The 14537-nt window shown below is 66.4% G+C and carries 16 protein-coding genes; 12 read left to right on the top strand and 4 right to left on the bottom strand.

Features of this window, described 5'->3' with window-relative positions; genetic code table 11:
• Nucleotides 1-5: 5 nt before the first annotated feature.
• Both H3H55_RS18440 and H3H55_RS18435 read left to right on the top strand, forming a co-directional pair.
• Nucleotides 6-1010, top strand: coding sequence for an aldo/keto reductase (locus H3H55_RS18440; protein WP_193099688.1), 1005 nt, complete (start codon nt 6-8; stop codon nt 1008-1010).
• A gap of 180 nt (nt 1011-1190) precedes the next feature.
• Nucleotides 1191-1709: a DUF3455 domain-containing protein gene (locus H3H55_RS18435; RefSeq protein WP_193099687.1), complete on the top strand. Its 519-nt coding sequence runs from the start codon at nt 1191-1193 to the stop codon at nt 1707-1709.
• 131 nt (nt 1710-1840) lie between these two features.
• On the opposite strand, the gene H3H55_RS18430 is transcribed toward H3H55_RS18435, so the two are convergent.
• Nucleotides 1841-2506: an O-methyltransferase gene (locus H3H55_RS18430; protein ID WP_193099686.1), complete on the bottom strand. Its 666-nt coding sequence runs from the start codon at nt 2504-2506 to the stop codon at nt 1841-1843.
• Between the two features lie 48 nt (nt 2507-2554).
• On the opposite strand from H3H55_RS18430, the gene H3H55_RS18425 reads away from it, so the two are divergent.
• The 3 genes from H3H55_RS18425 (at nt 2555) to H3H55_RS18415 (ending at nt 5958) form a co-directional block, all read left to right on the top strand.
• Nucleotides 2555-3232: a TetR family transcriptional regulator gene (locus H3H55_RS18425; protein ID WP_129515905.1), complete on the top strand. Its 678-nt coding sequence runs from the start codon at nt 2555-2557 to the stop codon at nt 3230-3232.
• Nucleotides 3233-3761: 529 nt separating this feature from the next.
• Nucleotides 3762-5150, top strand: coding sequence for an NCS2 family permease (locus H3H55_RS18420; RefSeq protein WP_193099685.1), 1389 nt, complete (start codon nt 3762-3764; stop codon nt 5148-5150).
• A gap of 214 nt (nt 5151-5364) precedes the next feature.
• Nucleotides 5365-5958: a hypothetical protein gene (locus H3H55_RS18415; protein WP_193099684.1), complete on the top strand. Its 594-nt coding sequence runs from the start codon at nt 5365-5367 to the stop codon at nt 5956-5958.
• Nucleotides 5959-5968: 10 nt separating this feature from the next.
• Here the strand turns inward: H3H55_RS18415 and H3H55_RS18410 are convergent, their stop codons facing one another.
• Nucleotides 5969-6370, bottom strand: coding sequence for a CopD family protein (locus H3H55_RS18410; RefSeq protein WP_193102052.1), 402 nt, complete (start codon nt 6368-6370; stop codon nt 5969-5971).
• Nucleotides 6367-6675: a DUF3817 domain-containing protein gene (locus H3H55_RS18405; RefSeq protein WP_193099683.1), complete on the bottom strand. Its 309-nt coding sequence runs from the start codon at nt 6673-6675 to the stop codon at nt 6367-6369. Before H3H55_RS18405 ends, H3H55_RS18410 begins: the two co-directional genes overlap by 4 nt.
• Nucleotides 6676-6782: 107 nt before the next feature.
• Between H3H55_RS18405 and H3H55_RS18400 the strand changes: the two genes are divergently transcribed.
• The 4 genes from H3H55_RS18400 (at nt 6783) to H3H55_RS18385 (ending at nt 11154) form a co-directional block, all read left to right on the top strand.
• Nucleotides 6783-7730 carry a GlxA family transcriptional regulator gene (locus H3H55_RS18400; protein ID WP_193099682.1) on the top strand — a complete coding sequence of 316 codons (948 nt, stop codon included), beginning with the start codon at nt 6783-6785 and terminating at the stop codon, nt 7728-7730.
• Nucleotides 7731-7881: 151 nt separating this feature from the next.
• Nucleotides 7882-8802, top strand: a complete 921-nt coding sequence (locus tag H3H55_RS18395) for a LysR substrate-binding domain-containing protein (RefSeq protein WP_164992060.1) — start codon at nt 7882-7884, stop codon at nt 8800-8802.
• A 226-nt stretch (nt 8803-9028) separates the two neighbouring features.
• Nucleotides 9029-9811, top strand: a complete 783-nt coding sequence (locus tag H3H55_RS18390) for an ABC transporter substrate-binding protein (RefSeq protein WP_193099681.1) — start codon at nt 9029-9031, stop codon at nt 9809-9811.
• Between the two features lie 227 nt (nt 9812-10038).
• The gene (locus H3H55_RS18385) at nt 10039-11154 is read left to right on the top strand and encodes a succinylglutamate desuccinylase/aspartoacylase family protein (RefSeq protein ID WP_129515911.1); all 1116 of its coding nucleotides are present in this window, start codon (nt 10039-10041) and stop codon (nt 11152-11154) included.
• A gap of 118 nt (nt 11155-11272) precedes the next feature.
• On the opposite strand, the gene H3H55_RS18380 is transcribed toward H3H55_RS18385, so the two are convergent.
• Nucleotides 11273-12079, bottom strand: a complete 807-nt coding sequence (locus H3H55_RS18380; RefSeq protein WP_129515912.1) for a MetQ/NlpA family ABC transporter substrate-binding protein — start codon at nt 12077-12079, stop codon at nt 11273-11275.
• A 306-nt stretch (nt 12080-12385) separates the two neighbouring features.
• On the opposite strand from H3H55_RS18380, the gene H3H55_RS18375 reads away from it, so the two are divergent.
• The 3 genes from H3H55_RS18375 (at nt 12386) to H3H55_RS18365 (ending at nt 14518) form a co-directional block, all read left to right on the top strand.
• Nucleotides 12386-13543 (top strand): porin, encoded by a 1158-nt coding sequence (locus H3H55_RS18375; protein WP_193099680.1) that lies wholly within the window; start codon nt 12386-12388, stop codon nt 13541-13543.
• A 206-nt stretch (nt 13544-13749) separates the two neighbouring features.
• Nucleotides 13750-14010: a DUF2866 domain-containing protein gene (locus H3H55_RS18370; RefSeq protein ID WP_011353838.1), complete on the top strand. Its 261-nt coding sequence runs from the start codon at nt 13750-13752 to the stop codon at nt 14008-14010.
• A gap of 124 nt (nt 14011-14134) precedes the next feature.
• Nucleotides 14135-14518: a DUF6232 family protein gene (locus H3H55_RS18365; protein ID WP_193099679.1), complete on the top strand. Its 384-nt coding sequence runs from the start codon at nt 14135-14137 to the stop codon at nt 14516-14518.
• Nucleotides 14519-14537: the final 19 nt, after the last annotated feature.

Here is a 14537-nt window from a genome sequence, read left to right as displayed (position 1 = left end):
CCAACATGAGAATCACACTCCCTTCCCGCCTGGGTTTCGGCACGGCGCCGCTGGGCAACATGTATCGGGACATCCCGAACGAAGAAGCACTGGCCACCGTCGACGCGGCCTGGGAAAACGGCATCCGCTACTTCGACGCGGCACCGCTGTACGGCGCCGGCCTCGCCGAGCTGCGCCTCGGCGAAGCACTCGCCGGCCGTCCGCGCGACGCCTATTCGCTCGGCACCAAGGTCGGCCGGCTCGTCCTCGACGAACACGAGGACGCGTCGCAACGCGATCTCGGCGAAAAGGGCGGCCTGTTCCGCCATGGCCTGCCGAACAAGATCGTCTACGACTACACCGAGGACGGCACGCTGCGCTCGATCGAAGCGAGCCTCAAGCGGCTGCGCACCGACCGGCTCGACACCGTGTGGATCCACGACCCGGCGATCGACTTCCACGGCGAACGCTGGCTCGACGTGTTCGACGTCGCGATGTCGGGCGCGGCGAAGGCGCTCACGCGCCTGCGCGACGAGAAGGTCATCAAGGGCTGGGGCCTCGGCGTGAACCGCATCGAGCCGTGCGAGCTCGCGCTCGAACGCTCGGATCCCGACGGCTTCCTGCTGGCCGGCCGCTACACGCTGCTCGACCATGCGGGCGCGCTCGAACGGCTGATGCCGGCAAGCGTCGCGCGCGGGCTCGGCATCATCGTCGGCGGTCCGTACAACTCCGGCGTGCTCGCCGGCGGCACCCACTTCGAGTATCAGCCGGCGACGCAGGAGATGCTCGACCGCGTCGCACGCATCCGGCAGATCAGCGAACGCTTCGGTGTCGATGTGCGCGCGGTGGCGCTGCAGTTCTCGCTCGCGCACCCGGCCGTCGCGGCAGTGATCCCCGGCGCGAGCCGGCCCGATCGCATCGACGAGAACCTGCGGCTTGCCGCGGCGCCGATTCCGGCCGAACTGTGGGACGCGCTGAAGGCCGAGCGCCTGATCGCCGCACACGCGCCGACGCCGGCCGGCGCGGCCTGAGTGTCCTGAGCCGCTTGCACGCGACCGCCGCGACGAGCGGCCGCGCGCATCGGTTCCATCGCAATCGCGGCGACTATCGCCGCGATTGTCATTTCCGAATTGCAGCCTGCGCAATCGGCGTCTAGCGTTTACAGGTTCGACGCCGCACGACCGTCCCCCGACCTGAAAGGATGCCCCGCCATGCCAAGCCGCTCCCCGAAACGCGACATGCTGCTGGCCCTCGCGGCCGGCCTTTCCTTCGCAACTTTCACCGCGCCGACTTACGCAGACGACGCAGGCAATCTCGCGCCGCCCGAGCCTGCAACGCCGGTGCTGTCGACGACCGCGACCGGCGTGCAGATCTATGCATGCGAATACGATGCCGAACACCGGCTCGCGTGGGCATTCCAGCGCCCGGAAGCGATGCTGTTCGACGGCAACGGCACGCTCGTCGTCCGGCACGGCGCGGGGCCGTCGTGGGAAGCGCTCGACGGCAGCCGCATTACCGGCAAGAAACTCGCGGAAGCGCCGAGCGCGCGTCCGGGCAGCGTTCCTCAGTTGCTGCTCGCCGCGACGCCGGCAGCAACGGGCACGCTGGCCGGCGTGCGCTTCGTGCAGCGGCTCGATACGGCGGGCGGCACGCCGCCGGCAGCAGCCTGCACGACCGAACATGCGGTCGGCCGTTTCCCGTATTTCGCGCGCTACGTGTTCCTGAAGTAACGCGCGCGGCGTCCGAAGCAATGCATGCCATCCTGACGCCTGCCATCCCGCCTCCATTTATTCAGTTTTCCTATCTTTAATGGATGGAAGCGTGACATCATCGACACCATCGTTCCGGCTACAAAACGCGCTCAGCCGACTCGCATCGACAACTCGACGTCGCCGCCGAACGGCACCGACAGATAGCCGTTTTCCGGCGCGCGCACGTAAGCGAGGTAGTCGGGGCTGTATTCGGCGTTGTCGGCCACGACGAACGCACCCGGCCTGAGCCGCGGTTCGACCCGCGCGAGAATCTCCGGGTACAACGCCTTCGCGCCGTCGAGCAACAGCAGGTCGACCGTTTCCGGAAGATCGGCCGCCAGCGTGCGCAGCGCATCGCCCTCGCGAATCTCCACGAGATCGGCGAGCCCGGCCGCGGCCAGGTTCGCCCGCGCGCGCACGACCTTCGACGGCTCGAACTCGCTCGTGACCACCCGGCCGCCGCCGTTGTCGCGCAACGCGGCCGCGAGATGCAACGTCGAAATGCCGAACGACGTGCCGAATTCGACGATCGCCCGCGCGCCGCCGCTGCGCGCGAGCATGTACAGCAGCGTGCCCGTCTCGCGCGACACGGCGAGCGGATAGTCCTTCAGGCGCGCATAGAAATCGGTGTAGTCGGTCTTGCTGCGCATCAGCCGCGCATGCTCGTCGTGCGACAGGTCGGCAAAGTCCGGGTTCGTCGCGGGCGACGATGCGTCGGCTTCGTCGAACAGGCGCGCCAGCAGCGAAGCCAGCGGGTCGAGCGTCAGGGTAGTCATGCGTATCTCCGGTATCGGGTTGAGTGCGTCGTTGCACCCGACTAGAATATGACGAACTATTCAGGTTTTACTATTCGCATTGGCAGACCGCTCATGACCGACCGCCGAAACCCCCGGATCGCCACGCGCAAACAGCCTCGACAGGCCCGCTCGACCCGTCTCGTCGAGGATGTGCTGCAGGCCGCTGTTCAGGTTTTGGCCAGCGAAGGCGCGCAGCGCTTCACGATGGCGCGGGTCGCCGAGCGGGCCGGCGTGAGCGTCGGCTCGCTGTATCAGTACTTCCCGAACAAGGCGTCCGTGCTGTTCCGGCTCCAGCACGACGAATGGCGGCAGACGGCCGAGATGCTGCGCGGCATGCTGGAGGACGCTCGACAAGCGCCGCCCGAGCGGCTGCGCACGGTCGTCCACGCGTTCATCCGTTCGGAATGCGACGAGGCGCGGATGCGCATCGCGCTCGACGACGCCGCGCCGCTCTATCGCGACGCGCCCGAGGCGCAGGAAATAAGGGCGGCGGGCACCGTCATCTTCCGCGCGTTCATGCGCGAGGCGCTGCCTGATGTGCCCGACGCAACGCTCGCAGTCGCGTGCGACCTGATCACCACCACGCTTACCGCCGGCGGCAAGGCGTTTTCGGAACACGAGCGCACGCCGGCGGAAATCGACGCGTATTCGACGGCCATGGCCGACATGTTCTGCGCGTATCTCGAGCGTCTCGCGCACAATTGAGGCCGGCGCGGGCACGAGAACCGCGCCCGCGCGGCGGCGAGATCGTCCGAATGCAGGTTGCCCGCACCGGAGAATCACCGCATGCACGGCCGTTTCCACCCGCCTCGACAGTCGCACCGAAAGTAATTCGTAATATTTGATGGTCCACCCGCACCCGCCCTGCCCGCCGATCCCGCATTCGAATAATCGCCTTAACGGATTCGAACTAGGCGTATACACGCGTTTCGTCGCGACGGAGTCCCGTTTCACGCCGATATAAGCGCTGCGACATGCGCTGCATGCTTTTCGCCCAATGGGACGTGATGGGCGGTTCGCCTAACCTTCGCTACGGCAAAGCACACGTGACGGGGTCGACCACACCACGCGTCGTACGACGCGACACACTCGCGATCGTTTCGATGCGCGCGTACCGACATGGATCACGCGTCATTCGTCCCCACGACGTTGCCGACAATCCCAATTAGATTCGAGACACCCTGACGACGGTTCGCTACGGGCCGTTTCAGCATGCTGATAAAGGAGCAAGCTCATGAGTGATACCCCGGTGCAGCCGACGGTCGACGTCGGCGCGGAAGAAACTGACTTTGGCACCAAGGGAGTCATCGACCGGTACTTCGGCATTTCGTCGCGCGGCAGCACGCAGCGCCGCGAGATCGTTGCGGGCGTGACCACCTTCCTCGCGATGGTCTATTCCGTATTCGTCGTGCCCGGCATGTTCGGCAAGGCCGGCTTCGACACGAGCGCCGTGTTCGTCGCGGTCTGCCTCACCACCGCGTTCGGTTCGTTGCTGATGGGCCTGTGGGCGAAGCTGCCGATCGCGATCGGCTGCGCGATCTCGCTGACCGCGTTCACCGCGTTCGGCCTCGTGCTCGGCAAGGGGCTGCATCCGACGGTCGCGCTCGGCGCCGTGTTCCTGATGGGCCTCGTGTTCACGGGCATCTCGGTCACCGGCGTGCGCTCGTGGATCCTGCGCAACCTGCCCGCGGGCGTCGCGCACGGCACGGGCATCGGCATCGGCCTGTTCCTGCTGCTGATCGCGTCGAACGACGTCGGCCTCGTGATCAAGAACCCGGGCGCCGGCCTGCCGGTCTCGCTCGGCCAGATCACCGCGTTCCCGGTCATCATGTCGGTCGTCGGCCTCGCCGCGATCTTCGGCCTCGAGAAGCGTCGCGTGCCGGGCGGCATCCTGCTCGTCGTGATCGCGATCTCGGTGTTCGGCCTCGTGTTCGATCCGACCGTGAAGTACCACGGCATCTTCGCGCTGCCGTCGCTGAGCGCACCGGGCCATGCGTCGCTGATCGGCGCGATGGACATCAAGGGTGCGCTGTCGATGGCCGTGCTGCCGAGCGTGCTGGCACTGGTGATGACCGCCGTGTTCGACGCGACCGGCACGATCCGCGCGGTTGCCGGGCAAGCCGGCCAGCTCGACGAGAACGGCCGCATCATCAACGGCGGCCGCGCGCTGACCGCCGATTCGCTCAGCTCGATCTTTTCCGGTTTCCTCGGCGGCGCGCCGGCGGCGGCCTACATCGAGTCGAGCGTCGGCGTGGCCGCAGGCGCGAAGACAGGCCTCGCCGCAGCCGTGGTCGGCCTGCTGTTCCTCGTCGTGATGTTCTTCTCGCCGCTCGCGGGCCTCGTGCCGTCGTACGCCACGGCCCCGGCACTGATGTACGTCGGCCTGCTGATGCTCAGCAGCGTGAGCAAGCTGCATATGGACGACATGGTCGACGCGATGTCGGGCCTCGTCTGCGCCGTGTTCATCGTGCTGACCGCGAACATCGTGACGGGCATCATGCTCGGCTTCTCGACGCTCGTGATCGGCCGCATCGCCAGCGGCGAATTCCGCAAGCTCAACGTCGGTACCGTGCTCATCGCGGCCGTGCTCGTCACCTTCTATCTCGGCGGCTGGGCAATCTGACCGCGGGTCATGCGCGACGTCGCCTGCAGAAGGGCGGCGCGCATCGGGACGACAACGTCTCCTCCACCATCATCGTTGATGGTCTCCAAGCCTGGGAACGCGAGTTTCCAGGCTTTTTTTGTTGAGGCGAAAGCGGCGCGACGCACATCTCGGAAGCGGCGCGACGCGAATCCGTGCCCGGTGCTACGATCGCGTTTTGCCTTCAGGAGCCGCCATGAACCCGCTCGGCATCGTCTCCGAATCGAGTACCCGGACCTCGGCGCGCAAGCCGCCGTTCATTCCGTCGTTCGGCTTCCACGAGGTGCATGAATCGCAGCCGATCGGCGCGCCGCCCGCACGCATCATCGACACCGTCGCATCGCTCGACATGCGCGCCGATCCGGTCATCGACGCGCTGCTGAGGGCGCGCGAATTCCCGGCGTCGGTCATGGGCACGCTCCGCGACGGGCCGGCCCGCAACGAACGCGCGCGCTTCGGCTTCGACACGTTTACGCTGCTTCACCGCGACGACACGTCACTGTCGCTCGGCCTCGTCGGACGCTTCTGGCGCCCGGCGCCCGACGTGCGCACGATCGCCGATGCAACGGCGTTCGTGCGCCACGACGATCCGCGCGACGCGAAGCTGGTGCTCCGGTTCGAGGTCGTCGGGCTCGCATCCGGCGCGCGCGTGCTGCGCACGGAAACCTTCGTCCACTGTCCGACCGCACGCACGCGCTGGCTGTTCATGCCGTACTGGCTCGCGATCCGGCTGGGGAGCGGCTGGATCAGGCGACGCACGCTGGCCGCGGTCGAGATGGCGCTGGCTTAGTCGAAACGCGTCAGAACGGCTTGATCACGACCAGCCCGACGACGATCCCCATCGCGACCACGACCGCACCCGCTGCCTGCCCGAGCCACGACGCCGGCGCGACGACGAGATCGTCGCGCTCCATGCGCCGCAGCGTGCCGGCCAGGATCCCGTGCAGCGCCGACAGCGCCACGACGACCACCAGCTTCACCGACAGCCACGCCGCGCCGAACCAGTGCCCGTTCATCGCGATCGCCACGCCCGTGATCCAGACGAGCGCGAGCGCGGGCGCCGTCACCGCGCGATCCCAGCGCCGCACCGCGCGATGCACGGCGAGGTTGGCGATACGGACGCCGACCGACAGCATCAGCAGCCCGCCGACGAACGTGACGATCGCGATCACATGCACGGCCTTGAGCAACAGGTAGATCATCGCGCGTGCCGCCTGCGCGCGATCCATCCGACGCTCGCGAGACCCGCAAACGGCACGACGGCCGACAGCACGAGCCGCGCGACTTCGCCCCTGCTCCACAGCCCGCTCGACGCGGTGCCGACGACCGCCCACACGTACAGCGCGAACGCGATGCCGTGAATCGGGCCCATGATCGATACCGCGACCGGATAACCGGCCAGATGCTTGAGCGGCACGGCGACGCACACCAGCACGACGAGCGTGGTCGCCTCCAGCAACGACAGGTATTGCAGGTTCCGCAACGCATTGCGGTCGTCTTGTTTCATCGGCGTGCCTCCAGGTTGGTCTGCGGCGATTGTCGCGTGTGGTGCGCGCCCGAGCCATTGGCTAAAATGACATCTTTAGACGGATTCTGGCCAACCCCTCGAACGCCATGCATACGGTCGCCGTGCTCGCTTTGCCCGATGTCGTCCCGTTCGATCTGGGCGTTGCGTGCGACACGTTCGCGCGCGTGCGTGCGCCCGGCGTCGAACAGGCGTACCGCGTGCGCGTGTGCAGCGAGCAGCCGCGCGTCGCCGGCGACCTGTTCGAACTGCGGCCCCCGTTTCGTCTCGATGCGCTCGCCGACGCCGATACGATCGTCGTCCCCGGCACGTCGGTGGCGCTCGCACCCACGTCACGCCGTGCGCTTGCCGCCCTGCGCGACGCAGCCGCGCGCGGTTGCCGGATCGCGTCGATCTGCAGCGGCGCGTTCGTGCTCGCGGAAGCCGGGCTGCTCGACGGCCTGCGCGCGACCACGCACTGGCTCGCGGCCGCCGAACTCGCGCGCCGCTATCCGCGCGTGACGGTCGACCCGAACGTACTGTTCGTCGACAACGGGCAGATACTGACGTCGGCCGGCGCGGCGGCCGGCCTCGATCTGTGCCTGCACATGATCCAGGCCGACTACGGCGCGGCGGTGGCCGTCGACGCCGCACGCTGCGCGGTGGCGCCGCGCGTGCGGGAAGGCGGGCAGGCGCAGTTCATCGCACCGGAATGGCCGGCCGCCACCGACGGGCTGCAAAACCTGATGGACTGGCTGCAGGCGAACCTGCGCAAGCCGCTCACGCTCGACGCGATGGCCCGCAAGGCGTCGACGAGCGTGCGCACGCTGACGCGGCGCTTCCAGGAGCAGACGGGCACGTCGCCGCGGCAATGGCTGCAGACCGCGCGCGTCCGGCATGCGCAGCAGTTGCTGGAGGTCACGGAGCTGTCGATCGAGCATGTCGCGACGGAGGCCGGGTTCGGTTCGGTCACCGCGTTTCGCGAACGGTTCGCGCGCGTGGTCGGCACATCGCCGCAGCGGTATCGTCGCGCGTTCCGCGCGCGCGCCGGCGCGTGACGTTCGCAACGTCACCGCCGCCTGCGCAGCGGCACGCGATGTGTCGAGCCGACGACACGACACCGCGTGCATGCAACCATCGGGATCGCGACCGAACACCGCCGCCGCCCCACCTCGTTCGCCACACTGTCGCGCCAACCGGACCCGATCGATGACCCGCATCCGCAACCCCCTGAACATCGCCCAGCTCCAGGCGTTCGTGTCCGCCGCGCATCACAAGAGCCTGCGCGCCGCCGCGCGCGAACTTGGCGTCACGCAGCCCGCGATCACGCATACGATCCGCGAACTCGAAACGGCGCTCAACGCGGAGCTGCTCGCGCGCAGCGTGCGCGGCGTCGAGCTGACCGCCTGCGGCCATGCGCTGCTGCCGCGCGCCGAGCAGTTGCTCGGCGACATCCGTCGCACGGTCGAGGCCGTCGAACACGTGAAAGGCGAGATGTCGGGGCGCGTCGCGGTCGGCACGATGCCGTCGATCGCGCTGACTGCGCTACCGCACGCGGTGACGGCATTCCGCCGGTCGATGCCGAACGTGAGCCTGCATCTCGTGGAATTGACGGTGCCCGACGCGCTCGCGCAGCTGCGCAACGGCACGCTCGACATCGCTGCGATGCACCACGTGCCCGCGCTCGACCGCGATTTCACGCAATCGCCGCTGCTGTCGACCGAGTTCACGATCGTGATGCGCGAAGGCCATCCGCTCGCGCACGCACGCCGATTAGAGGAATTGCTCGACGCCGAGTGGATCGTCACCGTCGGCGCCGAACAGTTTCCGCACAGCGTGATGGTCGGGATGTTCGAAGCACGCGGCCTGCCGCTGCCGAAGCGCCTGCTGAGATCGCCGATGTCGTTCGCGGTCACGCTCGGGCTCGTCGCGCGCTCGGACGTGATCGGCTGCTTCACGCGCCCGCTCGCCGCGATGGTCGCGCCGCTCGGCATCCGCACGGCCGAACTCGACGAAAGCATGCCGCGCTTCGACCTGTCGATCATCGCGCGGCGCGACCTGCTGCCCACGCCCGCCGTCTCGCAATTCGTCACGTGCCTGCAGCGGGCGGTCAACGAAACGCTCGGTTGAATCGTTCCTGTGTCTGAAACGGTCGCGCCCCCGCCGCGCTGCCGCCGGGCCCGGTATCGGGGCTTGTCCTAGGCGCCCTGCCGGTATTTTGTCTTGATAATCTTGCGCACGTCGCGCGCCCGCATCGGGTGGGCGAAACGGACAGTCCGACGCGAAGCCGCGCCGGACCGAAGGCTTACGGCGCGGCACAACCGCGCACCCATCGAACAAAACGAGGAGTCACCGAGTGAAAAAGATTCTTGCGGCTGTGACCGTTGCCCTGCTTGCCGTATCGGCCGGCAGCGCGTACGCGAAGGACTGGACGACCGTGCGGTTCGGCGTCGACGCAAGCTACCCGCCTTTCGAATCGAAAGGCGCTGACGGCAAGGTGGTCGGTTTCGACGTCGACCTCGGCAACGAAATCTGCCGCCGCATCAACGCGAAGTGCGTGTGGATCGAAAACGACTTCGACGGGATGATCCCGGCGCTGAAGGCCCGCAAGTTCGACGGCGTGCTGTCGTCGATGTCGATGACGCCGGCGCGTCAGGAACAGATTGCGTTCTCCGAGAAGCTGTTCAACACGCCGACACGCCTCGTCGCGAAGAAGGGCGCCGGCCTGCTGCCGACGGCTGAATCGCTGAAGGGCAAGACGGTCGGCGTCGAGCAGGGCACGATCCAGGAAACCTACGCGAAGACCTACTGGGCATCGAAGGGCGTGAACGTCGTGCCTTACCAGAACCAGGACCAGGTCTACGCCGACCTGATCTCGGGCCGTCTGGACGGCGCGCTGCAGGACGCGGTGCAAGCCGAGATCGGCTTCCTGAAGACGCCGCGCGGCGCGAACTTCGATTTCGCCGGCAAGGATATCGACGATCCGAAGACGCTCGGCAATGGCGCCGGCATTGGCCTGCGCAAGGAAGACACCGACCTGAAGGCGAAGATCGACGGCGCGATCTCCGGCATGCGCAAGGACGGCACGTACGCGAAGATCGCGAAGAAGTACTTCGATTTCGACGTCTACGGCAAGTAACACCGCCAGCAAGCGCACGCGTCACATCCGTGCAGACGGGCTCCACAAGGAGCCCGTTTTTTTTGCGCGAGCGGCGCCGGAAGCGTTATTTTTTCCGCGCCAACTCGATGATTCTCAAAAGAAAATGGATTGTTCCGGTACCGGTTTGATGGGGGCGACGCAGGCAACGTACAATCGATCTTCCACGCACACCGGATCATTCGCGGCTGCGCCGCACTCCCCTCATCATGCAAACGCAGACCCATCCGCTGATTTCCCCCGCCGTCGGCACCGAACGCCAGATCACGAGCTTCCACTACGGCCCGCGCGGCGGCAAGAAGGTCTATATCCAGTCGTCGCTGCACGCGGACGAACTGCCCGGCATGCTGGTCGCCACGCTGCTGCGCCGCAAGATCGCCGCGCTCGAGACGTCCGGCAAGCTGCGCGGCGAAGTCGTCATCGTGCCCGTGCCGAACCCGATCGGCCTGTCGCAGCACGTGTTCGGCGATCACCTCGGCCGCTTCGACCTCGGCTCGATGCAGAACTTCAACCGCAATTTCTACGATCTCGCGGCGCTCGTGCTGCCGCGCGTCGAAAGCCGGCTCACGAGCGACGCCCAGCGCAACCTGGTTGCCGTGCGCGCCGCGATGCGCGAAGCGCTCGACGAGCAGGCACCGCGCACCGAACTCGATTCCCAACGCCTCGCGCTGCAGAAGCTGTCGTTCGACGCCGATATCGTGCTCGACCTGCATTGCGACAGCGATGCGGTGATGCACCTCTACACCAATCCCGATCTGTGGCCGGACGTCGAGCCGCTGTCGCGCTATCTCGACGCGCAGGCGTCGCTGCTCGCGCTGAATTCGGTCGGCAATCCGTTCGACGAGATCCACAGCTTCTGCTGGTCGGATCTGCGCAACCGTTTCGGCGACCGCTTCCCGATCCCGAACGGCGCGATTTCCGTCACGGTGGAACTGCGCAGCGAACGCGACGTGTCGTACGAGCTGGCCGAAAAGGATGCGCAGGCGATCGTCGAATACCTGACCGAGCGCGGTGTCGTCGACGGCACGCCGGCGCCGCTGCCGCCGCTCGCGCATCCGGCCACGCCGCTCGCGGGCACCGATCCGCTCGTCGCGCCCGTGTCGGGCGTGATCGTGTTCCGCACGCCGGTCGGCGCGTGGATCGAGGCCGGCCAGGAAGTGGCCGACATCGTCGATCCGCTGACCGATCGCGTCATCACGCTGAAGAGCAGCGTGTCGGGCGTGCTGTACGCGCGCCAGATCGTGCGCTTCGCGACGGCCGGCATGGAAGTCGCGCGGATTGCCGGCGCGACCGCGATCCGCACGGGTTCGCTGCTGTCGGCCTGAGCGGGCGGCCCGCGCGCCGGGCTACGGCTCGCACCAACGAAATCGCCCGCTTGCGCGGGCGATTTGCTTTCCGGATCGTCGATGTCCGGCGATCCAGCCGGCCGGGATGCCTGACCGTTCAGAACGCCGGCACGATCGCGCCGCCGAACTTCTGGTCGATGAACTTGCGCACGTCGTCCGATTCATAGGCCGCGACGAGCTTCTTCACCCACGGCTTGTCCTTGTCCTGCGCGCGCACCGCGATCAGGTTCGCATACGGCCCGCGCAGATCCTCGATCGCGATCGCATCCTTCACCGGCGTGAGCCCCGCCTTCACCGCGTAATCGGTGTTGATCGACGCGGCATCGACATCCGGCAGCGCGCGCGGCAACTGCGCGGAATCCAGTTCGACGATCTTGATCTTCTTCGGATTCTCGGCAACGTCGAGCGGCGTCGCGTTCACGCCGTTCGTGCCGACGCCCGGCTTCAGCTTGATCACGCCGTATTTCTGCAGCAGCAGGAGCGCACGGTTGCCGTTCGACGGATCGTTCTGGATCCCGACCTTCGCGCCCACCGGCAAGTCCTTCAGCGACTTGATCTTCTTCGAATAGAAGCCCATCGGCGCCGTGTAGGTCAGCCCGACGTTGACGATCTTGTAGCCGCGCTGCTTGATCTGGCTGTCGAGGAACGGCTGGTGCTGGAAGCCGTTCGCGTCGAGATCGCCGGAGTCGAGCGCCGCGTTCGGCTGCACGTAGTCGTTGAATTCGATGACCTTGATCGCGAGGCCGTCGCGCGCGGCGACCTTCGTCACTTCGGTCCAGATCTGCGCGTCGGGGCCGCTCATCGTGCCGATCTTCAGCGTTTGCGGGTCGGCGTGCGCGCCGGGCGCCGCGAATGCCAGCGCCGCGGCGAGTGCGCCGAGGCCGGTCAGGATCGAACGTCGCATGGTGTCCTCTTGTCCCGTGTCGTTGTTGAGGCACGGATCGTCGCATGGGGCCCGAACAGCGCAAACCAAGCTTATTTCATGTGCATATTCCTGATCGGGATCGAATCTCAGCCGAAATCGGTATAACTCCCCACTATGCAACCGGGCAGAATTCAGTGTCGCATCGGCACCACACATTCTTCATATGACAGTCGCTGTCATATTCATTACGTGGCCCGCCGATAAAGTTGCCGCCGGTCCGTGAAAGCGCCCATGAGAGCGCCGGAACCGCAACTGGACACGCCATTTATTCGCTCGGAGAATCCTTTGAACAAGAAACTGTTGACCATCGCCGTCCTGGCAGCAACGGCCGGCACGGCGCACGCACAAAGCAGCGTGACGCTGTACGGCGTCATCGATGCCGGTATCAGCTACGTGAACCACAGCAAGACCGCCAACGGCGGCACGGGCAAGCTGTTCAAGTATGACGACGGCGTTGCCCAAGGCAGCCGTTGGGGCCTGCGCGGCACCGAAGACCTCGGCGGTGGCCTGAAGGCGATCTTCGTGCTCGAAAACGGCTTCAACAGCGGCAACGGCACGCTCGGCCAGGGCGGCGCGATCTTCGGTCGCCAGGCTTACGTCGGCCTGAGCCAGTCGCAATACGGCACGGTCACGTTCGGCCGTCAGTACTCGTTCTCGACCGACATCCTCGGCTCGAACTACTCGACCGGCGGCAACACGGTCGCGGGTAACTACGCGTACCACGTGAACGACCTCGACCAGCTCACGTCGAGCCGCATCAACAACGCCGTGAAGTTCCAGAGCGCGAACTACTCGGGCTTCACGTTCGGCGCGTTGTACGGCTTCTCGAACTCGACGGACTTCGCCGGCGCAGCCGCGACGACGTCGGGCACGACGACGACGGCAGGCTCGTCGCGCGCATACAGCTTCGGCCTGAACTACGCGAACGGCCCGATCTCGGTCGGCGCTGCTTACACGGACATCCGCTTCCCGAGCCAGTCGTCGCCGGCATTCTCGACGACGATCGCGAACATCAGCACGGGTAACGTCCGCGACCTGCGCACGTACGGCGTCGGTGGCCGCTACGTGTGGGGCCCGGCAACGGCATGGCTGCTGTGGACGCGTACGCAGTTCTCGACCGTTTCGGGCGCGGGCGGCACGTTCTACAACGCGTATGAAGCAGGCGCCAAGTACGCCTTCACGCCGGCACTGTCGGGTGGCCTCGGCTACACGTACACGAACGCGACGCAGAGCGGCAATTCGTGGCACTGGAACCAGGTCAACGGTATCGCCGACTACGCACTCAGCAAGCGTACGGACGTGTACGGCCTGGTCGTGTACCAGCAAGCATCGGGCAAGGGCGTGCAAGCGCAGATCGGCTCGAGCACGAGCTACTTCAATACGTCGGGCACGGGTTCGAAGAACCAGATCGCCGCACGTATCGGTATCCGTCACAAGTTCTAAAGCATCCGCTTAACTCGCGGATCACGACGGCAAGAAGCGCCCCGCTCCACGCGGGGCGCTTTTTTATGTGCTTTTAAGTTTCGCTTAATTCTGGGCTGAGAGGATGCTCTCACCCCCCCTGTTGGCCGCCTGAGCATCGGCGGCTTTTTTTTTAAATGCCGACGGCGCCGCCATCGATTGCCCACAAGACAGGATCGGAGGCCATGATGATCGAAGATACCGTTTTCAGCCATCTGCACGCGATTCTGACGTGCCAACACTCGATGCCGGTCCAGAGCTGCCGCGTATCGGTTGAAATGCAGCGCCCGTGGGGCCGCCCGTACCGGCTCGTCGAATGGACGATGCATCTCGACGCGCCCGCGCGGCGCCAGATCGTGCCGGCCGAATCGACCGACGAAGAGATCGCCGAGGTCGTCGCGTCGCACGTGCCGGGCCGGCTTTACGGCGACGGCCGGCTGCAGTTCTGAACGCCCCGTTGTTCCCCCCGCTTCCCGCCTTTCGGCCGCCCCGCACGCATCGTGCGGCAGTCGGTCTCGTTTGACGCAACAACGAAACCTGCTACGCTGCGCGTTTTCGTCCACGCAACACACGATGGAAAACGCATTCAACGAACGCGGCGTGATGGTCACGCGCAACGGCCTGTCCGCCGCCGGGCAGGTATTCGCACTGCGTGACATCCGCCAGGTCGACGTCGTCAAGATTCCGAAGAACCGCCTCGTGCCATCGCTGATCTCGCTGATCGGCGCGGCCACCGCCGTCGCAGGCGGCATCGGCGCATCGAGCGCCGCGCTCGTCGTCGGCGTGATGCTCGTCGTCGTCGGTTATCTCTCGTGGGTCACGCAGGACATCACGTATCGGCTGATGGTCGAGATGCCCGACGGCAAGCGCGAAGCACTGTCGAGCGTCGATGCCGAGTTCGTCGAACGCGTCGCGCAGGTCGTGCGCGAAACACGGGCCTCGACGGCTGCTGGCTGATTCCGGTTACCTGCTGCAC

The organism is Burkholderia sp. Z1 (assembly GCF_014893795.1).
Taxonomy (GTDB): domain Bacteria; phylum Pseudomonadota; class Gammaproteobacteria; order Burkholderiales; family Burkholderiaceae; genus Burkholderia; species Burkholderia theae.
Note: the sequence above shows the minus strand (reverse complement) of the source record. Positions and strands in the feature narration are given on the sequence as shown.